The sequence below is a fragment of the Dactylosporangium sp. McL0621 genome (assembly GCF_049995355.1).
Lineage (GTDB): Bacteria > Actinomycetota > Actinomycetes > Mycobacteriales > Micromonosporaceae > Dactylosporangium.
In genome coordinates this window covers 10,477,578-10,503,721 of record NZ_CP188259.1, presented here as the reverse complement: position 1 = coordinate 10,503,721, position 26,144 = coordinate 10,477,578, and the positions used below count along the sequence as shown (strand labels likewise).

General features: G+C 72.7%; 28 protein-coding genes and 1 tRNA gene. 16 read left to right on the top strand and 13 right to left on the bottom strand.

The window, feature by feature from the left end; translation table 11 throughout:
- Window positions 1-507: a hypothetical protein gene (locus tag ACPPVO_RS49710; protein WP_426506115.1), complete on the bottom strand. Its 507-nt coding sequence runs from the start codon at window positions 505-507 to the stop codon at window positions 1-3.
- The gene (locus tag ACPPVO_RS49705) at window positions 504-698 is read right to left on the bottom strand and encodes a hypothetical protein (RefSeq protein WP_426506113.1); all 195 of its coding nucleotides are present in this window, start codon (window positions 696-698) and stop codon (window positions 504-506) included. The genes ACPPVO_RS49710 and ACPPVO_RS49705 overlap by 4 nt, the downstream gene beginning before the upstream one ends.
- Window positions 699-814: 116 nt before the next feature.
- On the opposite strand from ACPPVO_RS49705, the gene ACPPVO_RS49700 reads away from it, so the two are divergent.
- Complete coding sequence (locus ACPPVO_RS49700; RefSeq protein WP_426506111.1) at window positions 815-1,777, top strand: hypothetical protein; 963 nt, start codon at window positions 815-817, stop codon at window positions 1,775-1,777.
- 33 nt (window positions 1,778-1,810) lie between these two features.
- Here ACPPVO_RS49700 and ACPPVO_RS49695 read toward each other — a convergent pair whose 3' ends face one another.
- The 3 genes from ACPPVO_RS49695 to ACPPVO_RS49685 form a co-directional block, all read right to left on the bottom strand.
- Entirely contained in the window at window positions 1,811-2,170 is a 360-nt protein-coding gene (locus ACPPVO_RS49695) for a GntR family transcriptional regulator (protein ID WP_426506109.1), read from the bottom strand.
- Window positions 2,171-2,362: 192 nt separating this feature from the next.
- Window positions 2,363-2,584, bottom strand: a complete 222-nt coding sequence (locus tag ACPPVO_RS49690; RefSeq protein ID WP_426506108.1) for an amidase family protein — start codon at window positions 2,582-2,584, stop codon at window positions 2,363-2,365.
- A 406-nt stretch (window positions 2,585-2,990) separates the two neighbouring features.
- Entirely contained in the window at window positions 2,991-3,728 is a 738-nt protein-coding gene (locus tag ACPPVO_RS49685; RefSeq protein WP_426506107.1) for an SDR family oxidoreductase, read from the bottom strand.
- A 67-nt stretch (window positions 3,729-3,795) separates the two neighbouring features.
- On the opposite strand from ACPPVO_RS49685, the gene ACPPVO_RS49680 reads away from it, so the two are divergent.
- Window positions 3,796-4,266 carry an RrF2 family transcriptional regulator gene (locus ACPPVO_RS49680; protein ID WP_426506105.1) on the top strand — a complete coding sequence of 157 codons (471 nt, stop codon included), beginning with the start codon at window positions 3,796-3,798 and terminating at the stop codon, window positions 4,264-4,266.
- A gap of 281 nt (window positions 4,267-4,547) precedes the next feature.
- Here ACPPVO_RS49680 and ACPPVO_RS49675 read toward each other — a convergent pair.
- Window positions 4,548-4,619: transfer RNA gene (locus tag ACPPVO_RS49675), tRNA-Val, on the bottom strand.
- Between the two features lie 76 nt (window positions 4,620-4,695).
- On the opposite strand from ACPPVO_RS49675, the gene ACPPVO_RS49670 reads away from it, so the two are divergent.
- Window positions 4,696-5,733: a TRM11 family SAM-dependent methyltransferase gene (locus ACPPVO_RS49670; RefSeq protein WP_426506104.1), complete on the top strand. Its 1,038-nt coding sequence runs from the start codon at window positions 4,696-4,698 to the stop codon at window positions 5,731-5,733.
- Here the strand turns inward: ACPPVO_RS49670 and ACPPVO_RS49665 are convergent.
- The 3 genes from ACPPVO_RS49665 to ACPPVO_RS49655 form a co-directional block, all read right to left on the bottom strand.
- The gene (locus ACPPVO_RS49665; protein ID WP_426506102.1) at window positions 5,730-7,175 is read right to left on the bottom strand and encodes a beta-N-acetylhexosaminidase; all 1,446 of its coding nucleotides are present in this window, start codon (window positions 7,173-7,175) and stop codon (window positions 5,730-5,732) included. The two genes, ACPPVO_RS49670 and ACPPVO_RS49665, sit on opposite strands and share 4 nt — an antisense overlap.
- Before the next feature lie 7 nt (window positions 7,176-7,182).
- Window positions 7,183-8,253 carry a DUF5937 family protein gene (locus ACPPVO_RS49660; protein ID WP_426506100.1) on the bottom strand — a complete coding sequence of 357 codons (1,071 nt, stop codon included), beginning with the start codon at window positions 8,251-8,253 and terminating at the stop codon, window positions 7,183-7,185.
- A gap of 74 nt (window positions 8,254-8,327) precedes the next feature.
- Complete coding sequence (locus tag ACPPVO_RS49655) at window positions 8,328-8,666, bottom strand: hypothetical protein (protein ID WP_426506099.1); 339 nt, start codon at window positions 8,664-8,666, stop codon at window positions 8,328-8,330.
- A gap of 319 nt (window positions 8,667-8,985) precedes the next feature.
- Between ACPPVO_RS49655 and ACPPVO_RS49650 the strand changes: the two genes are divergently transcribed.
- Complete coding sequence (locus ACPPVO_RS49650) at window positions 8,986-10,230, top strand: MFS transporter (RefSeq protein WP_426506097.1); 1,245 nt, start codon at window positions 8,986-8,988, stop codon at window positions 10,228-10,230.
- Here the strand turns inward: ACPPVO_RS49650 and ACPPVO_RS49645 are convergent.
- Complete coding sequence (locus ACPPVO_RS49645; protein ID WP_426506095.1) at window positions 10,169-10,489, bottom strand: YkvA family protein; 321 nt, start codon at window positions 10,487-10,489, stop codon at window positions 10,169-10,171. The genes ACPPVO_RS49650 and ACPPVO_RS49645 overlap by 62 nt on opposite strands.
- A 29-nt stretch (window positions 10,490-10,518) precedes the next feature.
- On the opposite strand from ACPPVO_RS49645, the gene ACPPVO_RS49640 reads away from it, so the two are divergent.
- The 7 genes from ACPPVO_RS49640 (at window position 10,519) to ACPPVO_RS49610 (ending at window position 17,196) form a co-directional block, all read left to right on the top strand.
- Window positions 10,519-11,628, top strand: a complete 1,110-nt coding sequence (locus tag ACPPVO_RS49640) for a damage-control phosphatase ARMT1 family protein (RefSeq protein WP_426506094.1) — start codon at window positions 10,519-10,521, stop codon at window positions 11,626-11,628.
- Window positions 11,629-11,826: 198 nt separating this feature from the next.
- Window positions 11,827-12,279 carry a hypothetical protein gene (locus ACPPVO_RS49635; RefSeq protein WP_426506092.1) on the top strand — a complete coding sequence of 151 codons (453 nt, stop codon included), beginning with the start codon at window positions 11,827-11,829 and terminating at the stop codon, window positions 12,277-12,279.
- A gap of 9 nt (window positions 12,280-12,288) precedes the next feature.
- Entirely contained in the window at window positions 12,289-12,891 is a 603-nt protein-coding gene (locus tag ACPPVO_RS49630; RefSeq protein WP_426506090.1) for a hypothetical protein, read from the top strand.
- Between the two features lie 62 nt (window positions 12,892-12,953).
- Window positions 12,954-13,712: a hypothetical protein gene (locus tag ACPPVO_RS49625; RefSeq protein WP_426506088.1), complete on the top strand. Its 759-nt coding sequence runs from the start codon at window positions 12,954-12,956 to the stop codon at window positions 13,710-13,712.
- An 11-nt stretch (window positions 13,713-13,723) separates the two neighbouring features.
- Window positions 13,724-14,758 (top strand): hypothetical protein, encoded by a 1,035-nt coding sequence (locus tag ACPPVO_RS49620; RefSeq protein ID WP_426506086.1) that lies wholly within the window; start codon window positions 13,724-13,726, stop codon window positions 14,756-14,758.
- A 99-nt stretch (window positions 14,759-14,857) separates the two neighbouring features.
- A complete protein-coding gene (locus ACPPVO_RS49615) occupies window positions 14,858-16,306 on the top strand; it encodes a flavin-containing monooxygenase (protein WP_426506084.1) in 1,449 nt (482 codons plus the stop codon).
- Window positions 16,303-17,196, top strand: coding sequence for an alpha/beta fold hydrolase (locus ACPPVO_RS49610; RefSeq protein WP_426506082.1), 894 nt, complete (start codon window positions 16,303-16,305; stop codon window positions 17,194-17,196). The genes ACPPVO_RS49615 and ACPPVO_RS49610 overlap by 4 nt, the downstream gene beginning before the upstream one ends.
- A 140-nt stretch (window positions 17,197-17,336) precedes the next feature.
- Here ACPPVO_RS49610 and ACPPVO_RS49605 read toward each other — a convergent pair whose 3' ends face one another.
- The 3 genes from ACPPVO_RS49605 to ACPPVO_RS49595 are packed head-to-tail and all read right to left on the bottom strand — an operon-like array spanning window position 17,337 to window position 20,924.
- Entirely contained in the window at window positions 17,337-18,413 is a 1,077-nt protein-coding gene (locus ACPPVO_RS49605) for a Zn-dependent alcohol dehydrogenase (protein WP_426506080.1), read from the bottom strand.
- Entirely contained in the window at window positions 18,410-19,759 is a 1,350-nt protein-coding gene (locus ACPPVO_RS49600; RefSeq protein WP_426506078.1) for an aldehyde dehydrogenase family protein, read from the bottom strand. The genes ACPPVO_RS49605 and ACPPVO_RS49600 overlap by 4 nt, the downstream gene beginning before the upstream one ends.
- Window positions 19,760-19,772: 13 nt before the next feature.
- The gene (locus tag ACPPVO_RS49595) at window positions 19,773-20,924 is read right to left on the bottom strand and encodes an acyl-CoA dehydrogenase family protein (RefSeq protein WP_426506076.1); all 1,152 of its coding nucleotides are present in this window, start codon (window positions 20,922-20,924) and stop codon (window positions 19,773-19,775) included.
- Window positions 20,925-20,969: 45 nt separating this feature from the next.
- Here ACPPVO_RS49595 and ACPPVO_RS49590 point away from each other — a divergent pair, with 45 nt between their 5' ends.
- Genes ACPPVO_RS49590 through ACPPVO_RS49570 form a run of 5 tightly spaced genes read left to right on the top strand, consistent with a single transcriptional unit; the run spans window position 20,970 to window position 26,144 of the window.
- Window positions 20,970-21,593, top strand: a complete 624-nt coding sequence (locus tag ACPPVO_RS49590; protein ID WP_426506075.1) for a TetR/AcrR family transcriptional regulator — start codon at window positions 20,970-20,972, stop codon at window positions 21,591-21,593.
- A 21-nt stretch (window positions 21,594-21,614) separates the two neighbouring features.
- Window positions 21,615-22,235, top strand: coding sequence for a TetR/AcrR family transcriptional regulator (locus ACPPVO_RS49585; RefSeq protein WP_426506074.1), 621 nt, complete (start codon window positions 21,615-21,617; stop codon window positions 22,233-22,235).
- Between the two features lie 25 nt (window positions 22,236-22,260).
- Window positions 22,261-24,051 (top strand): bifunctional metallophosphatase/5'-nucleotidase, encoded by a 1,791-nt coding sequence (locus ACPPVO_RS49580; RefSeq protein ID WP_426506073.1) that lies wholly within the window; start codon window positions 22,261-22,263, stop codon window positions 24,049-24,051.
- A 39-nt stretch (window positions 24,052-24,090) separates the two neighbouring features.
- Complete coding sequence (locus ACPPVO_RS49575) at window positions 24,091-25,077, top strand: aldo/keto reductase (protein ID WP_426506071.1); 987 nt, start codon at window positions 24,091-24,093, stop codon at window positions 25,075-25,077.
- Complete coding sequence (locus tag ACPPVO_RS49570; protein ID WP_426506069.1) at window positions 25,071-26,144, top strand: carboxylate-amine ligase; 1,074 nt, start codon at window positions 25,071-25,073, stop codon at window positions 26,142-26,144. The genes ACPPVO_RS49575 and ACPPVO_RS49570 overlap by 7 nt, the downstream gene beginning before the upstream one ends.

The window sequence follows — 26,144 nt, the reverse complement described above, 5'->3', positions numbered from 1 at the left end:
TCAGCGAGCCGGCTTCACCTTCATATGCGACCGCGGGGCGGACCCGTGGACCGGACCCGCCCCTCGACTTTGCGCTGTGTGGTTACCGTCCGCGTTCGGTGAACGTCGGGAGGGCGCCGGGGACGCGCCGAACGTGTCGGTCGGCCCGGGCACGGGGTTGCCGTTGATGTCCGTCGGCTGCGGCACCGGGTTGCCGTTGACGTCGGTCGGCTGCGGGATCGGGTTGCCGTTGATGTCCGTGGGCATCGGCGCCGGCATCGGGTTGCCGAACGTGTCCGTCGGCTGCGGTGTGGGCGCCGCGCTGGTGCAGCTCGGCGCCGGGGCCGGTGTGGGCGCCTCGGTCGGCGTCGCCGACGGGTTCGAGCTCGGGTCCTGCGTCGGCAGCGTCGACGGGGTCTCCTCCGTCGTCGCGCTCGGCGTGTCGAACATGCCCGGCGGAATGATCACCGAGCCGCCCGGCGCGGGTACGGCCGGCGGCATGACGATCGGGCCGCCCGGGTTGTTCATGTTGTCGGTCGGGACCGGCGGCCCCGGGAAGTGGTCAGCAGGCCGGTCGTCGAGCCGCCCGCGAACCCGGGCACGAGCAGAGCGCAGGTGCCGACGACCGAGCCGCCGACCATGAAGAAGTACGCCACCGCGCGCGTCGCCGCCACGAGGTCGCGCGCGTGGATCAGGGGACGGACCGCCGCGCGCCACACCGAATCACGATCGGCGGGCCGCCGGCGAAGCTGAGCCCTTCCGGCTGGTATCGGACACCGGTTGTAGCGAGGGCCGACTATGCTGCGCGGGGTCTTCCGTGTGCCGAGGAGCTCTCATGTCTGACCCGTACGCGCCACAGCCGAACTACGACCCCTATGGCCAGCAGCCGTCCTATGGTCAGCAGCAGCCCTCGTACGGCCAGCAGCCTACCTACAACCAGCCCCCGGCCTACGGCCAGCCGGCCTACGGCCAGCCGGCGTACGGCCAGCCGGCGTACGAGCAGCCGTCGTACGACCAGGGGTACGGCCAGCAGCCGCCGTCCTACCAGCAGCCGCCGCCGGCGTACCAGCAGCCGCCCCAGCCGGCCTACGACCAGGGTTACGGCTACAACCAGCAGCCCGGCTACCCGCCGCCCCCGCCGCCGAAGAAGGGCAACGGCCTCCTGATCGGCATCGTCGTCGCGATCGGGATCGTGCTGATCGGCGGCATCGGCGCCGTGGCGTACGTCATGAACTCCGACGACAAGGACACCCCCACGGCGAGCTCGACCACCACGGCGCCGCAGCCCGGGGCGTCGACCGGCGCCGCGAAGACCTCCGCGGCCGCCCCGAAGAGCCCGAAGGTCACGTTCACCGCCCCGGCCACCATCAGCAGCTGGAAGAAGCAGTCCAACCAGGACCAGGCCAAGCAGATGAGCCAGCAGATGTCCGACGCCGGCGTGCAGAACCCGTTCGCCGCGCAGTACCAGGACTCCAAGCAGACCGCGCACGTCGTCGTGGTCTGGGGCGGCACCGGCTCGGCGTTCGGCGTCGGCGGCCCGGACAAGCAGCTGAAGGACTTCTTCGACGGCGCCTTCAAGTCCCTGGGCGGCACCGGCAGCGGCTCGACCCCGTTCGAGGCGGGCAAGCTCGGCGGCAAGGCCGAGTGCCAGAAGACCACCGCGACGGGCGTGACGATCTCGATCTGCGCCTGGGTCGGCAACGACGCGCTGCTCGCGTTCATGTTCAACGGGATGGAGCCGTCGGCGGCCGCCATCCAGGCGAAGCTGATGCTCCCCTCGATGGCGATCGCCGCCTAGCTTTTCCGCTCAGCTTTTTCTCGTGAGCGCCGCCTAGCTCTTTCTCGTGAGCGCCGCCTCCGCGATCCGGAGCCCTTCCGGGGCCTCGATCCCGGAGGCGGCCACGACGGCCGCGTACTCCTCGGCCGCGCGCCGCACCCGTTCCAGCGCCGCCTGCCCGGCCGCGGTCACGTAGGACCCGGCCCGGCCGCGCGTCTCGATCAGCCCGGCGTCTTCCAGCTCGCGGTAGGTGCGGGCCACGGTGTTGACGGCCAGCCCGAGCTCGGCGGCGAGGGCGCGGATCGTCGGCAGCCGGGTCCCCACCGCGAGCGACCGGTCCCGGATCCGCGCCGCGACCTGGAGACGCAGCTGCTCGTACGGCGGCACCGCCGACTCGGCCTCGATGACGAACATCCCGCCAGTATCCCGGCGTGGCAGGCGCGCACCGGCGCCGGCTCCTGCTTCCGGTTCTGGAGCGGGCCCGGCCTGGGCGCCGCGGTCCTGGCGCGGCGCACGCGTTGGCCGCGCCGTTCCTCGCCGCGCCGCTGGACCGCTGGACCGGTGATCGACCCGGCGGTTCGCGCCCAAGTGCGGCGAGGCCGGCCGTCAGAGGGCAGGGTGCTGGTCGCGGACCGGGCTCAGTGTCTCCAGCAGCGAGGCGACGTGCAGGATCGTCGACTCCGAGTGCCAGTTGGCGGCCAGCTGCACACCGATCGGCATGCCGTCGCTGCTCGTGCCGAACCGCATCGACAAGGCCGGCAGTCCCGTCAGATTGAACGGGACGGTCGTCGCTTTGGCCGGCCCGTGCTCGCGAGCCCGACAGGACAAAACGACCCTGCTGGCCGAGTCGATCCAGCAGTCTCTGGATGAGTTGCCTCATCTCGGCCTGCTGGTCGATCAATCCGAGTGGCGCGAGGCGGCCGAGGACCGCGGCGCCGTCAGCGCCCAGGTTCAACGTACCGTCGGCATTCGCGACCGGATGGACAAACCCTCAACCGCGCAGCTAGCAAGGCCGGACGATCGCCGCGCTGCGGGCTGGTCGGCCCGGCCCAGGTATACCCGGTCATCTCGCCCGGATGGGGGCGATCGGGCACCGCCCGGCAACCACGGTGTCCGTAGCCGGCCGCTACGGACACCGCGGGACATGTGGGAGGACTGCAATGCCCAGGGCGCCACAGTGCCGAGCCACCGGACGTCGAAGACCGGCAGGCCGAATACGTCGCCCCCGGCTCGCTCATCGTTGCTGGGTGGTCAGCCATTCGTCGAAGGTGGTGGGGGCGATCTGGGCGTCGGCCGCGGGCAGCAGGACATCGCCGGCCGCGGTCTCGTCGAAGATGCCGCCGTGCCAGGTCGGCACGAGCCGGATGCTCCTGCCCTGAGCGGCGAGCGTGCGACGGGCCATGTCGATCAGGTCCTGCGGCTCGGGTCCGGCGATGTCGCGGTGGCGGCCCTGGGGGGCGCCGACGGCGACTCGGGCAAGGATGTCGGCGACGTCGGCGGGGGCGATCGGCTGCATCAGCAGCGGCGGCAGCTGCGCGACCCCGTCTTGTTCGACCCAGCCGGCGATCATCGCGGGGAAGTCGTGGAACTGCGTCGCGGGAACGATGGTGTACGGGATCGGCCCGGCCTCGACGGCCGCCTCCTGGGCGCGCTTGCCCGCCATATGGGCGTTGCCGGGCACGGTGCGTACCCGGGCGATGGACAGCAGGACGTGGTGGCCGACTCCGGTTCGCTGTTCGGCGCTGAGCAGGTTGGCGGTGGCGGTGGTGAAGAAGCCGACGGCCTCGGCGTTGGTGCTGGTGGCGTCGACGACCGCGTCCACCCCGGTCAGGGCTTCGTCGAGGCCGGTGCCGGCGACGACGTCCACGCCATGGGTCCGGCTGATGGGCACGACATCGTGCCCGTCGCGTTGCAGGCCGGCGGCGGTCAGGGATCCGATCCGTCCGGTGGCCCCGACGACGGCTACTCGCATCTTGGCAGCTCCTTGCCTATTGCAGATATTAGGGGTCCATAATAACCACGAAGGCTAGACTGGGCACGTGAAGCTGCCTGAGAGTGCCGAGTGGGCCCTGCACTGCGCCGCCTCCCTGGCGCAGCTGGACGGAGCGGCCACGGCGAGCGGGAGCCAGTTCGCGGAGCATTTCGGCATTCCCGCGCCCTACCTGGCCAAGCAGCTGGCACACCTGGTCCGAGCCGGGGTGCTGACCGCCACGACAGGTCCGCGGGGCGGGTTCCGGCTGGCCCGGCCCGCGTCGCAGATCACCGTGCTGGACGTGATCGAGGCGGTCGACGGTGGCGCCGACCCGTACCAGTGCCGGGAGATCAGGCAGCAGGGCCGCGGCGCGCTGCCCGCCGAGGACTGCACCGAGCCGTGCGTCCTGGCCACGACGATGCGCGCGGCCCACGAGGCCTGGCGAGCCAGTCTGGCGGCGGTCAGCCTGGCCGACATCATCGGCACGCTGCCCGCTGACGTCCCCGCCCGCACCCGTCGGCTGCTCTCCCGTACGTGAAGAGCCCGCGGCCACCTGACCGCGACGCACGCACCAACCTGAGCCCCAAGCCCAGCAAAGCGTTGAGCGAATTACCCAAGCAATACGCTGAGCGAATTACCCAAGCAATACGCTGAGCGAATTACCCAAGCAATATCGGGATGACGGGGGCGCCCGCCAATCGGGGGGTGCGGGGTGGCGAAGCCCCCCGCCGGGGAGCAAAGGCGAAGCCGAGCGCGAGGAATCCACCGCCGACATGCGAAAGAGGGCGCAGCCCTATGAGCAGGCTGCACCCTCGGCGGTGGGCGATACTGGGATCGAACCAGTGACCTCTTCGGTGTGAACGAAGCGCGCTCCCGCTGCGCCAATCGCCCCTTCGTGTCGAACTGTACAGCACCGGGGGCGGGCGATGCATCCCGGTACCCCGCGTGTCGGTAGGGTGGAGGGTCTATGGCCCTGTATGCGCTGCTCATCCTGCCCTCCGCCAACCGCGTCTACGCCGACGCGTCCGTCGAGCTCACTCAGGCCGAGCTCACAGCGTTCGACCGTGGCGTGCTCGGCAACCGGCTCGCCGAGGTGGGGACGCGCACCGTCGGCGGCGTGCCGTACGTGACGTTCGAGGCGGACGCGATCACCGAACAGGACGCGGCCGTGCTCGGGAACCTCTCGTCGGTCTATGCGCTGTTCGAGGTCGTCGGGGACCTGTTCCGGCCCGTCGACGTCACGCGGCTCGATCGGTTCGACGACGATCTCATCACCATCCAGAAGTACCAGGGCAAGACGAACGAGCAGTTCACGAAGCTGCTGCTCAACGTCACGCTGCTGGCATCCGAGCACGCCAGGGACTTCCTCACCCGGCGGTTCCGCGTGCTCGACCCGCTCTGCGGGCGCGGGACGACGCTCAACCAGGCGCTGATGTACGGCTTCGACGCCGCCGGCATCGATCGGGACCAGAAGGACTTCGAGGCGTACGCGGCGTTCATCCAGACGTGGCTGAAGCGGAAGCGGATCAAGCACAAGGCCGAGTTCGGGCCGGTGCGGCGCGAGCGCCAGGTGGTCGCGAAGCGGCTGCGCATCGACCTCGCCGCCGACCGGGACGACTACAAGGCGGGCGCTACGCAGTCGTTCGACGTCGTGAACGCCGACACGATGCGGTCGCGGGAGTTCTTCAAGGACGGCACGTTCGACCTCGTCGTCACCGATCTGCCTTATGGGGTACAACACGGAAGTCGAACGGCCGGTAAAGGGCTCGTGCGCAGCCCGGAGGACCTGCTCGCGGAGGGTGCGCCGGTGTGGGCGCGACTGCTGCGGCCGGGCGGGGCGATGGGCATCGCGTGGAACACGTTCGTGGCCAAACGGGAGGTCGCGGCCGGCCTGCTGGCGGAGGCCGGGCTCGAGGTCGTGGACGACGAGCCGTACCAGTCCTTCCGCCACCGCGTCGACCAGGCCATCCTGCGCGACGTCCTGGTCGCGCGGAAGCCCGCCTAGAACACCTCGGGGTCGGGGTGGAAGCCGACGCCCCGCAGTGTCCACCGTGGACCGTGCGCGGCCAGCCGCACCCGGAACGCGGCCCAGTCCCGCGCGGCCTGCGGCGACCACGCCACCTCGGCGATCGCCGGCAGGCGCGGGAACGTGAGCAGGTGGATGTCGGCGGCGGTCGCGACCGTCTCGGTCCACAGTGGAGCCTCGACGCCGGCGACGTCGGCGTCGCCCGGCAGCAGCGCCGCGGGGTCCCAGTCGTAGGCGGTGCGCGTGGTGATGTGCCCCGCCCAGTCCAGCCCGATCGGGGTGTCCACTGTGTACTTCATGTCGAGGTACACGCGATCCGCCGGTGACAACAGGATCCGGTCGCCCTGCGCGATGGCGGCCAGCAGGTCCTCGTCGGGCTCGGGCTTGTGGCCCCAGTACTGCGCGATCCGCCCCGGCTCCCGCCGCGCCGGCCCGATCTGGTGCCACCCGACGACCGTCTTGCCGAGCGCGGTCACCATCGGCTGCACGCGGTCCATGAACGCCAGATAGTCCTCTGTGGACGTGCTCTGCGCCTCGTCGCCGCCGATGTGCAGGTACGGCCCGGGCGTCAGCGCCGCAACCTCGCGCAGTACATCCTGCACGAATGTGTACGTCGCCTCCCGGCCGACCGTGAGCGTGCTGAACCCGACATCGACGCCGGTGTACGCCGGCGGCGCGGTCCCATCGGCATTGAGCTGCGGATACGCGTGCAGCGCGGCGTTCGTGTGCCCCGGCAGGTCGATCTCGGGCACGATCGTGACGTGCCGCTCGGCCGCATGGGCGACGATCCGCGCATACTCGGCCTGGCTGAAACACCCGCCGGCCCCGCCCCCGACCTGCGTCGCACCGCCCGAACGCGCAAGTTCCGGCCACGACTCGATCGCAATGCGCCAGCCCTGGTCGTCGCTGAGGTGCAAATGCAGGAAATTTATCTTGTACCGCGAGAGCTCATCGACGAACCGCAGAACCACTTCGGGCCCGAAGAAATGCCGCGACACGTCGAGCATCGCCCCCCGGTACGCGAACCGCGGCTCGTCACGGATCCGTCCACCCGGGACGGTCCACGGTCCATCCTGGACGGTCGCGGCGTCCACCGAGGACGGCAGCAGCTGCAGGAGCGTCTGCACCCCGTAGAACAGCCCCGCCGTCGTACGGGCCCGAACGACAACCGAGCCCGCGTCGACGTCGAGCTCGTAGCCCTCGTCCGCCCCCGACGCGACCAGCCGCAACTCGATCGCCGGCGCCGGATGATCCGCGACGACGGGCAGCGCGAACCCGGTCGCCGGCCGCAGCGCGCCGGCGAGGAACGCCCCGGCGGACGCCGAGTCCGAGCGGATCACCCCATCGGCCGGCAGCACAAAGGTGACCCCGGGGGCGGGCTCGACGCGGGCCGGGACGGGTACGACCGTGATGTCGTTCATGTCCAGATCATCGCAGGAAAGCGGCGACCAGGTCGGCCCCGAGCGCGGCGGTCGCCTGGACGTCGAGGGCGTGGCTGACGTACCGCCCGCGCCGGGTCGTGGTGAGCAGGCCCGCCTTCTTGAGGACCGCCAGGTGGCGCGACACCTCGGGCGCGCTGAGCTCCCACGCCTCGGCCAGCTCCCCGGTCGTGTGCGGCCCGCGCGCGAGCGTCCGGCACAGCCGCAGCCGGACGGGGTGCGCGAGCGCGTCGAGCCGCCGCCGCACGACATCGAGCGCGAGCGGCGCCGCGTCGTGCCGGTCGGCGGCCGGGTACTGCACGACCGGCCGCCAGCCCGGGGCGTGCACGGTGAGCAGGTGCGGCCGGTTGTACACCGAGGGAATGAACGTCACCCCGCCGACCCCGCTCGCCCAGTTGTCCTGGAGCTTGTCGAGCTGTATCTCCCGAGCCCCGCCGCCCCGCTCGACCAGCCCGGCCGCGGGCGAGACGGCCTCGAGCGCCGCCCCGAGCCCGAGCCGCGCGTGGATTTCCGACTTGTGCCGCGCATCGGCCGCGAGCCGATGCTCGACGCGCCGCCAGGCGTCGGAAAAGAACGCATCCGCACAGTCCTCGAGCAGCCGCCGTACAACGGCCCGCACGGAGCCGGGATCGGAGAGCAACCGCTCGGCGAACGCGGCCTGCCGAGGCCCCCGAGCGAGCGCAAGCTCCAGAGCCCGCTCGGCCGACACGGTACGGCGGAAGGACAGCCGGGAGGAGCCACAGGTGGTAACGAGCGCAGCGGCGACGTACACGTCGTCGGGAAGCCGGTCCACGTCGTCCAGCTCATCTTCCAGCGCCGCACCGGGCCGGGCCGGGACGAGGAAGTCCGCGCGGGAGGAGCGCCACAGGAACTCGGCCTCCAGGAGCCGATCGGCGAGCGCCGGCTTGAGCCCGGCGAGCGTCGCGGCCGCCCACGCCTGCGTAGCCGGATGGTGCGCCGGCTCCGCGAGGACGTGCAGCATCGACGTGAGCTCAGCCAGCGGCGAGGCGGCGAACGTCACGCACTCGGCCGGCATCCCGGTCACGTCGATGGTGAGCACCCACCCATCGTGCCAGCGCCCATCCGCTCACGGCCCGCCACTTGACGCGGATCGTCAATCGTCCGCCGCCACGGCTACGCCCCCTCGGTGCTCCCGGCCCGATGAGCCTCCTGGCCGGCTGACCAGCCGCTCGCCGGTGTCACGACCCGGAGCCCGTCGGCCGGCCCGGGTTCGCCCGACAACTCCCAGTCGCGGGGCAGGACCACGTCCGAGGTGCCGACCGCGCCCGTCATCTCCAGCCGCTGGTCGAACTGTGCGTTGGACAGGTCGGCGTTGCGGTGGAACTCGACGTCGCGCAGGTCCGTCTGGCGCAGCTTCACGTTGTCCTGGCCCAGCCGCTCCAGCGTGTACAAACCGGCCAGCCGGACCGCCGCCCGGTCGCTCGCCAACTGGTCGGCGGCCGCGACGTACAACGCCGTCGACCGCTGCTCGCCAGCGCGCCGCCCGCGAAGACGGCCGCCACGATGACGACCGCCCACCACCAGGGCAGCACCTGCAGCGGCACATCGGCGGACGGCACCGGTTCGTGGCTCGTCCGGCTTGCCCGCGCGATCTTCGGCATACCCATGCCCGGCATTGTGACCATCCGTGACCACGGAAACGCAGCGCGGAAGGTTCCGACTCCGGCGGCCGATCAGCTCAGTCCACTCGCCGAACCGGTTGGCCGGACGGGTTGACGGGGATCGTCAATCGGCGTGACCGCCGTGGGTGGTGGGGCGCAGGTTTGGCCGCATGCGATGGGGTGGGTTTGGCGCGCGGTACGCCGCGGCTCTCGCGGTCGACGCGATCGGAGCCGGGCTCCTCCGCCCGTTCCTCGTGGTCTACGGCGTCGGTGTCCTGGCGCTTCCCGCCGCGGCCACCGGCATCGCGCTCACCGCCGGGCTGCTCGCCGGGTTGGTCGTGGTGCCTCCCGTCGGGCGGTGGATCGATCGCGGGGCGCGGGTCGGGCCGGTCGTGGCGGCGCTCGTCGTGCGCGTGGCCGGGGTCGCGGTGCTGCTCGGGGCCCGCGGGCTCGGGGCGTTCGCCGTGGCCGCGGTGCTGCTCGGGGTCGGCAACCAGGCGTGGCCGCCCGCGCATGCGGCGCTCGTCAGTGCCATGGCCGGCGCGCGGGCCGACGGGGCGCTCGCGTTCGGGCGGGCGTTGCGCAACGGGGGGCTCGGGGTCGGGGCGCTCGTCGCGACCGTGGCGGTCGGGGCGGGCACCGGGGTGCTGCGGCTGCTCGCCGTCGGGACCATGGTCGGCTATGCGGTGGCGGCCGGGCTTGTCGGCACCATGCGCGTCACGGCCGCGACGAGCGTGCGCACGAAGGTGAGGGGCCGTAGCCATCGGGTGCTCGTCTGGGGGAATCTTCCGCTCGCGCTGTGTTACTCCGTGCTCGAGGTCGTCCTGCCCGTCGTGCTCACCCAGCGGCTCCACGCGCCCGCGGTCTGGGCCGGGCTCATCTTTGCCGGGAACACGGTGCTCGTCGTGGTCCTGCAGGTTCCGCTCGTGGTCCGGCTCGCCGGGCGGTCGCGGCGGGGGCTGCTGGCCGTGGCCGGGGGAGTGCTGGCCGTGTCCTATGCCGGGTTCTGGGTCAGCGGCAGCGCCGGTGCGGTCGCCGGGGTGGCGGTGGTGTACACCCTCGGGGAGCTGCTCTACGCCGGATTCGGCGCGGCCCTCGTGGCCGCCGCGGCGCCGGCCGGTGAGGTCGGGCGGGCGCTCGCCGGGTTCCAGCTCTCCACCGGTGTCGCCAACGCGCTCGCGCCCGCGTTGCTGCTCGGGCTGCTGCAGGCCGGTGAGGCTCCACTGTGGAGCGGGCTCGTCGTCGCCACCGCGCTCGGGGGGTGGGTGATCGGGCGGTGGGGGCCGGTGCCGCCGGAGCGGGCCGAGCTCAGCGGCGTTGAACTGAGCGGCGTTGCACTCAGCGGCGTTGAACTCAGCGGCGCTGAACCTGTGGTGGCGGCACGGGCTGGCGGTTCTGGTTCTGGCGCGCCTTGACGGCCAGGCGGCTCAGGTAGATCAGCGCGCCGCCCAGCACGCCGACGTCGTCGAGGTAGATCGGGTCGGGGAGCAGGTCGATGGGGAAGATCGTGTAGAGGATCGCGCCCCAGATGACCCATTTTCCGCCCAGGCCCATCGCCTGGAGGTACTTGCCGGTCTTCCACACCCGCACGGCCAGAACGATGGCCACCACCAGGGTTGCGATCAGCACCAGGGCGCCGATCACGAAGAGGGCGTAGAACCAACCGTCCGACATGGTTCGAGTTTACGGGTGATACTGCCCCCATGCCCGTCGAGCCACCCGTCATCGTGAGCAGCGACCCGCGCTCGTTCCCCCACTCGGTGCTGCGCGACCGGCACCCCGCGATCGTCAAGCGGGTGCTCGAGGCATATCCGTACGCGCCCGAGGTACAAGAGCGGCTTGGAATGCTCTTGCAAGAGGACGTGGTCCGGTCGCTGGGCGAAGAGGCGCACGATTTCGGGGCCTGGGCCGTCTGGGGGGCGGGGATGTTCGGGCGGTCGTGGTACGACGTGCCGTTCCTCTTCGCCGAGAACTTCTTCTATCGCCGGCTGCTGGAGGCGGTGGGCTACTACGCGCCGGGGGCCTGGCGCGGGATCGACCCGTTCGGGCCGCAGAAGGCCGCCGACCTGCCGGGGGAGCGGGAGCTGGCCGAGCTCGACGCGCTGCAGCGGCTGCCGGAGGAGGAGCAGGCCGCGGGGGTGGTGCGGGCGGCGCTCTGGGGCAACCGGGCGGATCTCGGGTTCGGGCTCGTCAAGGAGAAGAAGGAGCGGGTCGAGATGCCGCTCGTCGACGACAGTGCGCGGCTGTGGGCGCTGACCCGCGGCGGGCCGGTGATCGTGGTCGCCGACAACGCCGGGCGGGAGCTGCTGCCCGACCTGGTGCTCATCGACTTCCTGCTCCGCACCGGGCGGGCGTCACGGGTCGAGCTGCACGTCAAGCCGGCGCCGTACTTCGTCTCCGACGCCCTGACCGCCGACGTGCTGGCCGAGCTGGGGCGCTTCCCCGCGGGCAGTGCGGTCGGCGGACGGCTGGACGGTGCGCTGCGGAGCGGGGCCTTGCAGCTGTACACCGAGGACTTCTACTGCGCGCCGCTGACCTTCCACGACGCGCCGGACGGGCTCGCGGCGCGGTTCGCGGCGGCGGAGCTGACGATCCTCAAGGGGGATCTCAACTACCGCCGCCTGGTCGGGGACCGGATGTGGCCCGTGACCACGTCGTTCGGGGAGGTCAGCGGGTACTTTCCGGGGCCGGTCGCCGCGTTGCGGACGGTGAAGTCCGACGTGGTGGCCGGGCTGGACGCGGGCGCGGAGCGGGGGCTGCCCGCCTCATGGCGCACCAGCGGCGCTTTTGCCCTTGTCCAAGTGCGAGGCTGAGATCGGGGAGGAGAAGGTCGGGCCGGCCCAGGACTTGCAGGAGTTCGTCATGCTCCGCACTCTGCCGTGACGGACTTGGCGGGCACTTGCGGCCGGCTTGCGAAGGGCCGCAAGCGTGCTCTGGGTCACCCCCGGGAGTGGCTTTTGTCCGGGTGTACCGGGGTATCGCGCCACCTCCCGATGGAGAGGAACGCGCGCATGCAACCTGAAGGCGACGAGCTGGCGCCCCGACCTGATGAGGACGCCCCGCCCGCGCCGGAGAGCGTTTCGGCGGCGCCCGCGCCCGCGGTCGGGTCCGCGCCGGTCGGTGGCACCGCGCCGGTCAGCGGTCCGGCGCCGGTCAACGGTTCGGTGTACCGGCCGGTCGGGGGCTCGCCGGGGAGCCTGGCGGCGCTGTGGAACGACGCCGACCGGCAGCGGATCAAGACCAAGTGGCAGGAGCTCCAGCTGCGGTTCATCGACGACCCGCACCTGGTGGCGGGGGAGGCGGAGCGGCTCGTGCAGGAGGCGGTGGCCTCGCTTACCGCGTCCCTGGACACGCGCCGGGGCCAGCTGCACCAGCAGCGGGCCGCCCGCGGGCTGGACACCGAGAATCTGCGCGCCTCGCTGCGCGAGTATCGCGAGTTCCTCGACCGCATCCTCGGATTGTGAGGGGTACCCATGAACTCCACGACGATCACGATCGGCCTGGTGGTGCTGGCCCTGGCGGTCGGCGGCTGGATCCTGCTGCGCGGCGGCAAGGAGGAAGAGGAGGAGCTGGAGGAGTCGGCGGCCGCGCCGGCCGCGCCCGTGGCCCAGCCCCGGCCGCCGTCGCCCGGGACGGCCGCGCCGGCCGGCACCATGCCGTCCGGGATGCCGCCGGCCGCGGGGATGCCTCCGGCGGCGGGGATGGCGCCGGCCGGGGGCATGGCGGCCGGCGGGATGGCCCCGGCGGCGGCGATGCCCCAGGCGGCCGCGCCGATGTCGTCGGTGCCGTACGGCGGCGGGTTCACGGTCAACTCGTCGCTGACGAGCGAGGCGCACGCGTACGAGGTGCGCAACCGCTGGCAGGAGCTGCAGCTGCGCTTCGTCGACGACCCGCAGACCGCGGCCGGGGAGGCCGAGCGGCTCGTGGACGACGCCCTCGCCGGGGTGACCGCCTCGCTCAACGCGCGCAAGGACCAGCTCAGCAACTGGCGGGTGTCCGGCCGCGACGACACCGAGCAGCTCAGGGCCGCGGTCCACGGCTACCGCGACTTCCTCAACCACCTCGTGGGAGCGTGAACGATCGGCTTCGTTTGAGCGGGGGTGCGAGGCGGGAATACCTCCATTGAAGGAGGACCGCCATGACAGCCACCCAAGTATTGGTCACGATCATTGTCCTGGTCGTGATCGCCGCGCTCGGCTACGGCATCTGGTTCGTCACCCGGCGGCGGGCCCTGCAGAACCGGTTCGGCCCCGAGTACGACCGGGCCGTAGCCGAGGGGGACAGCCGCCTCGCCGCCGAGCGTGAGCTGCGTGAGCGCGAACGGCGCCACGCCGAGCTCGAGCTCAAGGAGCTCTCCCCGGAGTCCCGGGCCCGATACACCAGCAAGTGGGAGGAGATCCAGGCCCGCTTCCTGGACGACCCGGCCGGCGCCGTGCGCGACGCCGACGCGCTCGTGACCGAGCTGGTCGCCGAGCGCGGGTACCCCACCGGCGACTACGAGCAGCACCTCGCCCACCTGTCGGTCGAGCACGCCCGCACCATCGGGCACTACCGCGACGCCCACGAGATCTCGCAGCTCTCGGACCGTGGTGAGGCCACCACGGAGCAGCTGCGCCAGGCCGTCGTGCACTACCGCACGCTCTTCTCGGAGCTGCTCGGCACCGACGTGACCCCCACCGCGAGCGACCGGGCCGACGACGCGGAGCCCGCCGCCCGTGCGGCCGAGCACGACGCCGAGCACGTCACCGGCTTCGACGACCCGGAGGCCCGCCACGACGCCGCGCTGCACCGCGCGGACGACGAGGTCGACGACGAGCCCGCCGCCGACGTGGCGAACGACGTGCCCGCCCAGCGCAACGGCGGCGACGTGCCGCATGACACCCGCAGCCGGTCGTGAAGGGGAAGGCGATGACGCAGCAGGAGCAGCACCACACCTACGTGCCGGGGCAGCGCGACGGCGAGCCGGAAGAGCACGCCGTCGGTACCGCGCACGCGCCCTACGAGGAGACCGACGAGCGCGGCGGCGAGGAGGCCTACCCGGCCTCGACGTACGCCTCCGGCTCGGCCGACACCGACGTCGCCGACCGTGACGACGTGGAGGTCGTCGACCGCGACGAGGCCCTGGCCGAGGAGGAGCGCGAGGGCGACGCCGACTACGACAACGCCGCGCGCGGGGACGACGACAACGCGGATCGCGAGGACGACACGCGCGCCGTCGACCAGGACGCCGTCGACCGGGACGAGGTCGACGCGGTCTACGGCAACGCCGTGCGGGAGAACGAGGTCCGCGAGACCGACGACGAGGACGTCGACGACGTCGACGCCGCCTACGACAACGCGGTGCGGGAGAACGAGGTCCGCGACACGGAGGCGGACGCCGAGGCCGACGAGGCCCCCGCGGCCGTCGAGGACGAGCGCGACGAGGACGCAATCGCCAGCGCCGAGGCGCAGGAGGACCGGCAGTGGGCGGCGGAGCACGCCACCGAGCTGCGTGCCGGCTCGACCAACCTCGACGACGACGAGACCGACGACGAGAACAACCTCGACGACGAGCCGGCCGCCGTCGCCGCGCCCGTGGCGGTCGAGGAGACGACCGGTGAGGCGGCCGGCGACGAGGACCGGGACCGGGACGAGACCCCGGTCGGCTCCACGCCGGGCTCCGTGGACGTGACCGCCGTCGGGGCGATCTGGGCCGACGGCGCCGCCGACGGCCTGCGCGAGCGGTGGCGCGAGCTGCAGCTGCGCTTCATCGACGAGCCCCGCTCGGTCGCCGACGAGGCCGACGCGCTGGTCGGCGAGGCCCTCGACACCATCACCAACTCCCTGCAGGCCCAGCGGCGCGAACTGGCCAACTGGCAGAACGAGCCGGGCGACGACACCGAGCGCCTGCGCGCGGCCGTCCGCGGCTACCGCGACTACCTGGACCGCCTGCTCGGCATGTGACGCCCCGAACGCGAAAGGCCCGCCGGTGCGGCGGGCCTTTTGTCGTGCGTTACCCGATGGTAACGTGCCTGGTACCGGCTAGTACCAAGGGAGCGGCCAGTGCACACGCGGATCGCGATCATCGGCGCCGGCTTCGGCGGGCTCGGCGCCGCCATCCGGCTCAGGCAGCGCGGCCAGACCGACTTCGTCGTGTTCGAGCGCGCCGGCGAGCTCGGCGGCACCTGGCGCGACAACAGCTACCCGGGCTGCGCCTGCGACGTGCCCAGCCAGGTGTACTCCTTCTCCTTCGCCCTGAACCCGCGCTGGACGAGCACGTACTCCCCGCAGGCCGAGATCTGGGACTACCTGCGCGCGTGCGCCGACCGCTTCGGCGTCCGCCCCGCGATCCGCTTCGGCACCGAGGTGCACCGCGCGGACTGGGACGCCGCCGCGGCCCGCTGGCGCATCGAGACCACGCAGGGCAGCTGGACCGCCGACGTGCTCATCGCCGCCGGCGGCCCGTTGAACGAGCCGGTCATCCCGAAGCTGCCGGGCCTCGAGACGTTCCGCGGCGAGGCCTTCCACTCCGCCCGCTGGAACCACGACGCCGTCCTCGCCGGGCGCCGGGTCGCGGTGATCGGCACCGGCGCGTCGGCGGTCCAGATCGTGCCCGCGATCCAGCCCGAGGCCGGGAGGCTCACCGTGTTCCAGCGGACCCCGGCGTGGGTGATGCCCCGCCGGGAGCGCCCCCTGCGGGCGTGGGAGCACCGGGTGTACCGCCGGATCCCGGGCGCCCAGCGACTCATGCGCGCACTCGTGTACTGGCAGACCGAGGCGACCGTGCTGGCCTTCCTGCGCCCGGCGCTCATGCGCGTCGCGGAGCGGGCGGCGCGGGCGAACCTGCGTCGCGGGGTGCCCGACCCGGGGCTCCGGGAAAAGCTCACGCCGCGGTACCGCATGGGCTGCAAACGGGTGCTCAAGTCCGACGACTACTACCCGGCCCTGACGCGGGACAACGTCGAGGTCGTCACCGACCCGATCGCCGAGGTGCGCCCGCACGCCGTCGTCACCCGCGACGGCACCGAGCACCCGGTGGACGTCATCGTCTTCGGCACCGGGTTCCGGGTCACCGACCTGCCGATCGCCGAGCGCATCCGGGGCCGCGACGGGCGCAGCCTGGCCGAGCACTGGCAGGGCAGCCCGCAGGCGTTCCGCGGCACCACCGTGGCCGGCTTCCCGAACCTCTTCCTGCTGCTGGGGCCCAACACCGGTCTCGGCCACAACTCGGTCGTGCTGATGATCGAGGCCCAGATCGCGTACGTCCTCGACGCCCTCAGGACCCTGGACCGCAAGGGCATCCGGGCGCTGGAGCCCCGGCCCGAGGCCCAGGCGCGTTTCGTGGCCGGGCTCGATCGCCGGATGGCGGGCACGGTGTGGTCGACCGGCTGCCGCAGCTGGTACATCGACGCCACCGGCCGCAACTCGACGCTCTGGCCCGGCTCGACGTGGGCGTACCGCCGCCGCATGCGCCGCTTCGACCCCGCCGCGTACCGGGAGATCACGACATGACCATCCACTACGTGCGCGAGGGCGCCGGCGAGCCGCTCGTGCTCATCCACGGCATCGGGCACCACTGGCGGGCCTGGGAGCCGGTCATCGCCCCGCTCGCCGAGCACCACGACGTGATCGCGCTCGACCTGCCCGGCTTCGGCCGCTCGCCCGCGCCCGCGGTCAACCTCGGCATGCCGACCGCCGTCGCGGCGCTGGCGGAGTTCTTCGCCGAGCTCGGCCTCGACCGCCCGCACGTGGCCGGCAACAGCCTCGGCGGCGCGATCGCGCTGGAGCTGGCCGCGGCCGGCCTGGCCCGCTCGGCGACGGCGCTGTCCCCGGCCGGCTTCGCCACCCCCGAACAGGTGCGGCGGGCCCTGCGCGTGCTGCGCAGCCTCCGCTTCGGCGCCTTCACCCCGGCGCCGGTGCTGCGCGTGTTCTACCGCACCGCGTTCGGGCGCCGGTTCTCCTTCGGCGCGCTCGTCGTCGACCCGACGGTGCTCACGCCCGAGCGCGCGCTCGCCGACACCCTGGCGCTGCGCGGCGGGCGGGGGTTCGCGGCGGTGGCGCGGCACGGGTCGAGCTACGCGTTCGCCGGCGACCTGGGCGCGGTCCCGGTCACCGTGGCCTGGGGCGAGCGGGACCGCATCCTGCTGCCCGTCCAGGCCCGGCGGGCCCAGGAGGTACTGCCGAATGCGCTTTTTCACGAACTGAAAGGCTGCGGCCACGTGCCGATGAGCGACGACCCGGACGCGGTGGCCCGGGTCGTGCTCGCAACCGTAGCGAGGGGCTGTATCGAAGTGGATGGCCGGGCTGCGGCGGACTCAGACGCCGTCTGGAACCACGCCGGTCACACCCCGATACAACCCCGGTATCGGGGCGCGCCCGGCGCGGCCCCAGCCGACGCCTGAGCCTCGCCTGTACGCCGGCCGCATCGTCCTGGCGCTGCTGTGATGTCGCGCAACACGCGCGACACCGCCACCCTCTTCCCGCAGCGGGTGCGGGCGCTGTACGGCGGGGCCTCGCTCCGACCCCCACTTCGATACAGCCCCTAGAACCGGACCAGCGTCCGTGCTCCCTGACCGGCCCGCATCCGGCTGAACGCCTCGCCGACGTCCGCCAGCTCCACCTCGTCGGAGACGAGCGCGGCCAGGTCGAGCCGCCCCGCCCGGTAGTGCTCGAGCAGGATCGGCACGTCGACCGCCGGGTCGGTGCTGCCGTACATGCAGCCGACGATGGTCCGGGCGAAGAACGCGACCTCGAGGGCGTTGAACGTCACCGGGTCCTGGGCCGAGCCGAGCCCGACCACTGTCGCGGTCCCGCCGCGGCGGGTGGCCGACCAGGCGGCCCGGATGGTCTCGCCGCGCCCGACGCACTCGATCGCGTGGTCGGCCCCAAGGCCGCCGGTCAGCGCCCGGATCTCCTTGGCCAGCCCGGCGTGCGGGGCGAGGTAGTGGGTGGCGCCCAGAGACAGGGCCAGCGCCTCCTTGGCCGGGGCCGGGTCCACCGCGATGATCGCCTCGGCGCCGGCGAGCCGGGCGCCCTGGATCGCGGCCAGGCCGACGCCGCCGAGCCCGACGACGACCACGGTCTGGCCCGGCCGGACCCGCGCCGCGTTCGTGACCGCGCCGACGCCGGTGAGCACCGCGCAGCCGAGCAGCGCGGCCTCCGCGAGCGGGATGTCGTCGGGCACCGGGATGCACGCGTGCGCGCCGACGACCGTCTCGGCCGCGAACGCGCCCGTGCCCAGGCCCGCGTAGACCGGCTCGCCGGCCACGGTCGCGAACGGCACGCCGCGGGCGTCGTCGGCGTGCACGCACAGGTAGGGCTCGCCGTGCTCGCAGAACCAGCAGGCCCGGCACGGCGGCGACCAGTTCAGCACCACGTGGTCGCCGGGCGCCAGGCCGGTGACGCCGGCGCCGGTCTCGACCACGACCCCGGCGCCCTCGTGGCCGAGGACGGCCGGGAAGGGCTGGCGCAGGGTGCCGTTGGCCAGCGACAGGTCGGAGTGGCAGACCCCGGCCGCGGCCAGCCGTACCCGCACCTGGCCGGGCCCGGTCGGGTTGAGCTCGATGTCCTCGACGGCGAGCGGCCCGTCGAGCGCGCGCATGACCGCGGCCCTGGTCACAGCTGCACCGACTTCACGGCCGTGAACTCCTCGTACCCGTGCACGCCCAGCTCACGGCCGTAGCCGGAGTGGCCGATGCCGCCGAAGGGCGCGAGGGGGTTGAACGAGCCGCCGTTGATGTCGACCTGGCCGGTGCGCATGCGCCGGGCGAAGGCCACGGCCCGGTCGCGGTCGGCCGACCAGACGGCGCCGGCCAGCCCGTACCTGGTGGCGTTGGCGATGCGCACGGCGTCGTCCTCGTCGCGGTACCGGATGATCGACAGCACCGGCCCGAAGATCTCCTCCTGGGCGATCGCGGCATCCGGGTCGACGCCCGCGAAGACCACCGGGGCCACGTAGTAGCCGACGGACGGCACCTCGCCGCCGCCGAACGCCACCGTCGCGCCGTCGCGCCGGCCGCGCTCGATGTAGCCGAGCACCCGGTCGCGCTGCGCCGCCGAGGCGAGCGGGCCCAGGCGGGTCGCCGGGTCGGCGGGGTCGCCCACGGTGTACTTCGCCGCGGCCGCCACCGCCAGCTCCACGGCCTCGTCGTGGCGGGACTCGGGCACGAGCATCCGCGTCCACGCCGTGCACGTCTGGCCGGAGTTGAGGAAGCAGTTGCCGATGCCGACCTTCACCGCGGCCGCGAGGTCGGCGTCGGGCAGGATCACGTTTGCCGACTTCCCGCCCAGCTCCAGCGCCACCCGGGTCACGTTCGCGGCGGCGAGCGCGGCGACCCGGCGGCCCGCGGCCGTGGAGCCGGTGAACGAGACCAGGTCGATGCCCGGGTGCCCGGCCAGCGCCGCGCCCGTCGGGTCGCCGTAGCCGTGGACCACGTTGTACACCCCGTCGGGGATGCCCGCGGCCCGCACGAGCTCGGCGAGGTGGTTGGCCGAGAGCGGGGCGACCTCGCTGGGCTTGTGCACAACGGTGTTGCCGGCCGCGAGCGCGGGCGCGACCTTGGCGACCGTCTGGTGCAGCGGGTAGTTCCACGGCGTGATCGCGCCGACGACGCCGACCGGCTCGCGGTACACCTCGGAGTTGCCGATCCGCTGGGGCTCCTCCGGCGCCTTGAGCAGCTCGATCATCGAGCCGAGGGTGGCCAGCGGCAGCCCGACCTGCACCTTGCGGGCGATCGGCAGCGGCGCGCCCATCTCGGCGCTGATCAGCTCGGCGAGCTCCGGTGCGGCCGCGCTCATCGCGTCGAGCAGCGCCTGCAGGCGCGCGGCCCGCTCGGCGCGGGGGAGGGCGGCCCAGGCGGGCTGGGCGGCGCGGGCGGCCGCGACGGCGCCCGACACGGTGTCGGGCGAGCCGGTCGGGACGGAGCCGATGACCTGTTCGGTGGCGGGATTGACGACGTCGATCACGGTGCTTCGCCCCTTACGAAAACGCGCTCACGCCGGTGAGAGCGCGGCCGATGATGAGCTTCTGGATCTGGCTGGTGCCTTCGTACACGGTAGTGACCCGGGCATCACGCAGGTACTTGCCCACGGGGTACTCGTCGATGTAGCCGTAGCCGCCGAAGACCTGCAGCGCCGCGTTGGCCGCGCGGACCGCGGCCTCGCTGGCGTAGAGCTTGGCGGTCGAGGATTCGGTGGCGAACGGCCGGCCGCGGTCGATGAGGTCGGCGACCCGCCAGGTGAGCAGCCGCGCCGCGTCGGCCTCGACGGAGATGTCGGCGAGCAGCTGCTGTACCAGCTGGAACGCCGCGATCTTCTTGCCGAACTGCTCGCGCTGGGTCGCGTAGCCGGTCGCCGCGTCCAGGCAGCCCTGGATGATGCCGACGCAGCCGGCGGCGAGCGACATGCGCCCCTTCGCCAGCGCGGCCATGGCGATCTTGAAGCCCTCGCCCTCGGCCCCGAGCAGGTTCGCGGCGGACACGAAGACGTCGTCGAAGCTGAGCATCGCGGTGGCCTGGCCGCGCAGGCCGAGCTTGCCGTGGACCTCGGTGACCTGCAGGCCCTCGGACGGCATCGGCACCAGGAACGCCGAGACGCCCTTCGGCCCGGGCCCGCCGGTGCGCGCGAAGACGAGCGCGACCGAGGCCCAGGTGCCGTTGGTGATGAACATCTTGGCCCCGTCGAGGCGCCAGCCGCCCTCGACCGCCGTGGCGCGGGTAGCGAGGGAGCCCGCGTCGGAGCCGGTGTCGGGCTCGGTCAGCGCGAAGCAGGCCAGGTCCTCGCCGCCGCACAGGCGGGGCAGCCACTGCGTCTTCTGCGCCTCGGTGCCGTACGTGTAGATGGACTTCGCGACCAGGCCCAGCGAGACGGAGACGATGCCGCGCACCGACGAGTCGCCCCGCCCGAGCTCCTCCAGGACCAGGCAGTACGTCAGGTGGTCGCCGCCGCTGCCGCCGTACTGCTCGGGGATCGTGATGCCGAAGATCCCGAGGCCGGCCAGCTTCTTGACGATCTGGAGGTCGACCTGCTCGGCCCGGTCCCAGGCCGCCGCGTGGGGCGCGATCTCGCGGTCCGTGAACTCGGCGGCCATGCGCCGGACGGCCTGTTGTTCGTCGCTGAGGGTCAGATCCATAACCTGATTCCTTAACTAACGCTGTTAGTTTCTAGGATCGTACTCATGGTCCGTCCCCGAACGCCACTGCTGAGCCGCGACCGCATCGTCGAGGTCGCCACCGCGATCGTGGACGCGGAGGGCCTCGACGCCCTCTCGACCCGCCGCCTGGCCCGCGAGCTCGGCGTGCAGGCGCCGTCGCTGTACAACCACTTCGCGACGAAGGAGGAGATCGTCGACGCGATCGGCGACGCCATCGTGGCCGGCGTCGACCTGTCGATGCTCGGCCGCGACCCGTGGCCGGCCGCGCTGCGCTCGTGGGCCCGCGCCTACCGCGCCGCCTTCCGCGCGCACCCGAACGTGGTCCCGTTCCTGGCCCGCGGCCCGGCCCGCCGCCCGGCCTCGCTCCGCCTCGCCGACGCCGTCTACGGCGCCCTCGTCGACGCCGGCTGGACGCCGGCCCAGGCGACCCGGATCGGCGCGGCCATGCGGTACTTCGTGGCCGGCTCGGCGCTGGGCTCCTTCGCGCTCGGCTTCGTCGACGACCCGTCGCTGTACGCCGCCGACTACCCGCACCTGCGCGACGCCCACCGCCTCGCGGGCCGCCACGCCCAGGTCGACGAGTCCGCCTTCGAGCTCGGCCTGGACGCGCTCATCGACGGCCTGGAACGCAAGTTCTCCGAAAAATGAGCGTTCGCTCTATATTTGGGTATGCCCCGCGTCTCGGAAGCCCACCTCGCCGCCCGCCGCGAGCAGATCCTCGACGCCGCCACGCGCTGCTTCCTGCGAAACGGCTTCCACCACACCTCGATGCAGGACGTGATCAAGGAGGCGGGGCTGTCGGTCGGGGCCTTCTACCGGTACTTCAACAGTAAGGCCGAGCTCATCCGGGCCATCGCCGAGGAGAAGGTCGGCAGCATCCTCACGACCCTGGAGCAGCTGCTCGCCGAGGAACCGCCGCCGCCCCTGCCCGTCGCCTTCGCCGAGCTGCTGGCCCAGGTCGACCACAACCTCGGCGCCGAGGGGCCGGTGCGCATCGCGGTGCAGGTCTGGGGCGAGGCCGCCTACGACCCCGCGTTCGCCGAGCTCGTCGGGAACATCTACGTCCGCATCCGCACCCGCGCCACGGCGCTGGCCGAGCGGATGCGCGACGCGGGGGAGCTGCGCCCCGACGCCGACCCGGAGGCCGTGGCCACGGTGATCATGGGGCTCGTGCAGGGATACATCATCCAGCACGTCCTGGCCGGGCGGGTCGGGCGGGAGACGTACCTGGCCGGAATCTCGGCATTGATCGGCCGCTATGGTGCGGGGGACGCCCACGAGGCGGACTGACCACCCCGTACATGGAGGGCCTGACATGACAAACCTCTCCCGCCGCGGCGTCCTCGCCGCCGCCGCGGCCGCCGCGGCCGCGCCGTTCGTCGCGGGCTCCGCGGCCGAGGCGCACCCGAGCGACCCGAAGACCTGGGACCTCACCCTGCTGGGCACCTCCGACACCCACGGCAACGTCTACAACTGGGACTACTACCGCGACGCGGAGTACGACGACGGCGCCCACAACGACGTCGGCCTGGCCAAGGTCGCGACGGTCGTGAACACGATCCGGGCCCAGCGCCGCGGCAAGGCGACCCTCGTGCTCGACGCCGGCGACACCATCCAGGGCACGCCGCTGGCGACGTACTACGCCAAGCAGGAGCCGATCACCACCACCCACGAGCGGCACCCGATGGCCCGGGCGATGAACGTCATCCGCTACGACGCGGTGACGCTGGGCAACCACGAGTTCAACTACGGGCTGCCGCTGCTGGACCTGTGGATCCGCCAGCTCGGCTTCCCGGCGCTGGCCGCCAACGCGGTGAACGTGAAGACCGGGCGCCCGGCGTACCTGCCCTACGTCATCAAGAAGGTCGACCTCGGCCCCGGCGCGCCCAACCTGCGCGTCGGCATCCTCGGCCTGACCAACCCCGGCGTCGCCATCTGGGACCGCGCCAACGTCGAGGGCCGGCTGCGCTTCGACGACATGATCGCGACCGCCGCCCGGTACGTGCCGGAGATGCGCCGCCGCGGCGCCGACATCGTGCTCATCAGCGCGCACGGTGGCGACAGCGGCACCTCCAGCTACGGCCCGGAGCTGCCCAACGAGAACCCCGCGGCGCTGCTCGCCGCGCAGGTGGCCGGCGTCGACGCGATCCTGTTCGGCCACGCGCACAACGACATCCCGCAGCGCTTCGTCACCAACACCGCCACCGGCGCCCAGGTGCTGCTGTCGGAGCCGTCGAAGTGGGGCCAGCGGGTGACCCGGATGGACTTCACGCTCAGCCGCGACCGGGGCCGCTGGCAGATCACCACCAAGGCCGCGACGACCATCAACACCAACGCCTACGAGGCCGACCCGGTGGTGCTCGCCGCGGTGCGGGCCCAGCACAACAAGACCGTCGCGTACGTCAACCAGGCCGTGGCCAACTCGACGCAGGAGCTCTCGGCGGCCGAGTCCCGGTACAAGGACACGGCGATCCTCGACTACATCAACAAGGTGCAGACCGACACCGTGGCCACAGCCTTGAGCTCAGGAGCTGTTGACGGGCAGTACGCGGCGCTGCCGGTGCTGTCGATCGCGGCGCCGTTCTCCCGCACCGCGCTGTTCCCGGCCGGGCAGGTGAAGATCAAGGACGTCGCCGGCCTGTACATCTACGACAACACCCTGGAGGCCGTCGTGCTCACCGGGGCCGAGGTCCGGGCCTACCTCGAGTACTCGGCGAAGTACTTCGTGACGCTGGCCCCGGGCGCTCCGGTCGACCCGGCGACGATCAGCGACCCCACGGTGCCGGACTACAACTACGACACGCTGTCGGGTGTGGAGTACGACATCGACATCTCCAAGCCGGTGGGGCAGCGCATCACGCGGCTCGTCCACCCCGGCACCGACACGCCGGTCGGGAACGCCGAGCAGTTCGTCGTCGCGGTGAACAACTACCGGCGCTCCGGTGGCGGAAACTTCCCCGGGATCGTCAAGACGCAGGTGTACAACGCGCAGCAGGAGATCCGCCAGCTGCTCATCGACTGGGCGCAGGCCAAGGGCGTCATCGACCCCGCGGACTTCTTCACCCCGAACTGGCGGCTCGTCCGCGAGGGCGAGCCGGTCTTCTAAAACGGGCGCGGAGATCTGGTGCGCCTTAGGGTGTTCTCCATGCAGGAGAGGATTCTGGGGCGCACCGGCGTTCCCGTCAGCGTCATCGGGCTCGGCGCATGGCAGCTCGGCGCCGACTGGGGCCGTGTCGACGAGGAAGAAGCGCTCGCGACCCTGTCCGCCGCGCACGAGGCGGGCGTGACGTTCATCGACACCGCCGACGTGTACGGCGACGGGCGCAGCGAGCGGATCGTCGGTCAGTTCGTGCGATCGTTGCCGGACGGCCGGCGGGTCACCGTGGCGACGAAGATGGGCCGGCGGGTGCCGCAGGAGCCCCAGCACTACAACCTCGCCAACTTCCGGGCCTGGAACGACCGCTCCCGGGAGAACCTCGGCGTCGACACCCTCGACCTGGTGCAGCTGCACTGCCCGCCGACCGAGGTCTACCACACCGACGAGGTGTTCGACGAGCTCGACGGGATGGTCGCCGAGGGGCGGATGAAGGCGTACGGCGTGAGCGTCGAGACCACCGCCGAGGCCCTCGCCGCGATCGCCCGGCCCAACGTGGCCAGCGTGCAGATCATCTTCAACATGCTGCGGCTCAAGCCGCTCGACGAGGTCCTGCCGGCGGCCGAGAAGGCCGGCGTCGGCATCATCGCCCGGGTGCCGCTGGCCAGCGGGCTGCTCTCCGGCCGGTACGACGAGCACACCACCTTCGGGGCCGACGACCACCGCACGTACAACCGCCACGGCGAGGCCTTCGACCAGGGCGAGACCTTCTCCGGCGTCGACTACGCCACGGGGCTCGCGGCCGTGCGCCGCCTCGCCGCGCTGCGGCCCGAGGACGCCACCCTGGCCCAGGTCGCGCTGCGCTGGATCATCGACCACTCCGCCGTATCCGTCGTCATCCCCGGCGCGCGCAACGCCCAGCAGGCCCGCGGCAACGCCGAGGCCGCGTCCCGGCCGCCGCTGCCGCCGGAGACGCACGACGCGGTCACCGCGGTCTACGACGAGCTCGTGCGCGAGTCGGTGCACGACCGGTGGTAGCCGTCGGCGACACGATCGGCGTCGAGGAGGAGTTCCACGTCGTCAACGGCGAGACCGGCGCGCTGGAACCGGCCGCGCGCCGGGTGCTGCGCGGCGCCGACGCCGAGCCGGAGCTGCACCGCTCGATGGTCGAGACCGCCAGCGCCGTGCACACCGACCTGACCGCGCTGCGGGCCGACCTGGTGGAGAAGCGCCGGTCGCTCGTGGAGGCCTCGGGCCGCCACGGGCTGGCGATCGTGGCCGCCGGCTCCGTGCCGGGCTCCGGGAGCACGCCCAGCCGGGTGTACCCCAACGAGCGGTACGAGCGCATGGCCCAGGAGTACCGCCAGCTCGTCGACGAGCAGCAGGTCGCCGCGTGTCAGGTGCAGGTCGGGGTGCCGGACCGGGACCAGGCGGTGCGCCTCACCCGCCGGATCCGGGAGTGGCTGCCGACGCTGCTCGCCCTGAGCGTGTCCTCGCCGTACTTCGCCGGCCAGGACACCGGGTACGCCTCCTACCGCACGATCGTCACCTCCCGCTGGCCGACCGTCGGGCCGCCGCCGGACCTGAACTCGGCCGCGCAGTACGACAAGGTCGTCGCCACGCTGGTGGAGAGCGGGGTGATAAGCGACGCCGGGATGGTGTACTTCGACGCCCGGCCGTCCGCGCGGTACCCGACGGTCGAGGTGCGCGTCGCCGACTCCTGCCCCGACATCGACGACGTGGTGCTGCTGGCCGCGCTCGCCCGGGGCCTGCTCACCGTCGCCGCCGAGGAGGACGAGGCCGGCCGGGCCCTCCCCGAGGCGCCGCAGGTGCTGCTGCGCGCGGCCACCTGGCGGGCCGCCCGCTCCGGCCTCGCCGGCCACCTCGTCGACCCGTCGACCCGCAGCGCGGTGCCGGCCGGGGTACGCATCGACGCCCTGCTGCAGCACGTGCGCCCCGCGCTGGAGGCCCGCGACGAGTGGGACACCGCCCTGGAGCTCCTGGCCGCCCTGCGCTCGCGCGGCACCTCGGCCTACCGGCAGCGCCGGGCGGAGTCGCACCGCGAGGTGGTGCTCGCCCTCGCCGCCGAAACCGCGAAGGGGTGA

What these genes read in the sequence shown, in the direction of transcription:
- ACPPVO_RS49630 (WP_426506090.1), top strand. Translation starts at nt 12,289, where the DNA reads ATGAACTCCACGACGATCACGATCGGCCTGGTGGTGCTGGCCCTGGCG.
- ACPPVO_RS49685 (WP_426506107.1), bottom strand. Translation starts at nt 3,728, where the DNA reads ATGCGAGTAGCCGTCGTCGGGGCCACCGGACGGATCGGATCCCTGACC.
- ACPPVO_RS49710 (WP_426506115.1), bottom strand. Translation starts at nt 507, where the DNA reads ATGAACAACCCGGGCGGCCCGATCGTCATGCCGCCGGCCGTACCCGCG.
- ACPPVO_RS49580 (WP_426506073.1), top strand. Translation starts at nt 22,261, where the DNA reads ATGACAAACCTCTCCCGCCGCGGCGTCCTCGCCGCCGCCGCGGCCGCC.
- ACPPVO_RS49620 (WP_426506086.1), top strand. Translation starts at nt 13,724, where the DNA reads ATGACGCAGCAGGAGCAGCACCACACCTACGTGCCGGGGCAGCGCGAC.
- ACPPVO_RS49625 (WP_426506088.1), top strand. Translation starts at nt 12,954, where the DNA reads ATGACAGCCACCCAAGTATTGGTCACGATCATTGTCCTGGTCGTGATC.
- ACPPVO_RS49595 (WP_426506076.1), bottom strand. Translation starts at nt 20,924, where the DNA reads ATGGATCTGACCCTCAGCGACGAACAACAGGCCGTCCGGCGCATGGCC.
- ACPPVO_RS49695 (WP_426506109.1), bottom strand. Translation starts at nt 2,170, where the DNA reads ATGTTCGTCATCGAGGCCGAGTCGGCGGTGCCGCCGTACGAGCAGCTG.
- ACPPVO_RS49670 (WP_426506104.1), top strand. Translation starts at nt 4,696, where the DNA reads ATGGCCCTGTATGCGCTGCTCATCCTGCCCTCCGCCAACCGCGTCTAC.
- ACPPVO_RS49700 (WP_426506111.1), top strand. Translation starts at nt 815, where the DNA reads ATGTCTGACCCGTACGCGCCACAGCCGAACTACGACCCCTATGGCCAG.
- ACPPVO_RS49640 (WP_426506094.1), top strand. Translation starts at nt 10,519, where the DNA reads ATGCCCGTCGAGCCACCCGTCATCGTGAGCAGCGACCCGCGCTCGTTC.
- ACPPVO_RS49575 (WP_426506071.1), top strand. Translation starts at nt 24,091, where the DNA reads ATGCAGGAGAGGATTCTGGGGCGCACCGGCGTTCCCGTCAGCGTCATC.
- ACPPVO_RS49590 (WP_426506075.1), top strand. Translation starts at nt 20,970, where the DNA reads ATGGTCCGTCCCCGAACGCCACTGCTGAGCCGCGACCGCATCGTCGAG.
- ACPPVO_RS49610 (WP_426506082.1), top strand. Translation starts at nt 16,303, where the DNA reads ATGACCATCCACTACGTGCGCGAGGGCGCCGGCGAGCCGCTCGTGCTC.
- ACPPVO_RS49650 (WP_426506097.1), top strand. Translation starts at nt 8,986, where the DNA reads ATGCGATGGGGTGGGTTTGGCGCGCGGTACGCCGCGGCTCTCGCGGTC.
- ACPPVO_RS49585 (WP_426506074.1), top strand. Translation starts at nt 21,615, where the DNA reads ATGCCCCGCGTCTCGGAAGCCCACCTCGCCGCCCGCCGCGAGCAGATC.
- ACPPVO_RS49665 (WP_426506102.1), bottom strand. Translation starts at nt 7,175, where the DNA reads ATGAACGACATCACGGTCGTACCCGTCCCGGCCCGCGTCGAGCCCGCC.
- ACPPVO_RS49635 (WP_426506092.1), top strand. Translation starts at nt 11,827, where the DNA reads ATGCAACCTGAAGGCGACGAGCTGGCGCCCCGACCTGATGAGGACGCC.
- ACPPVO_RS49645 (WP_426506095.1), bottom strand. Translation starts at nt 10,489, where the DNA reads ATGTCGGACGGTTGGTTCTACGCCCTCTTCGTGATCGGCGCCCTGGTG.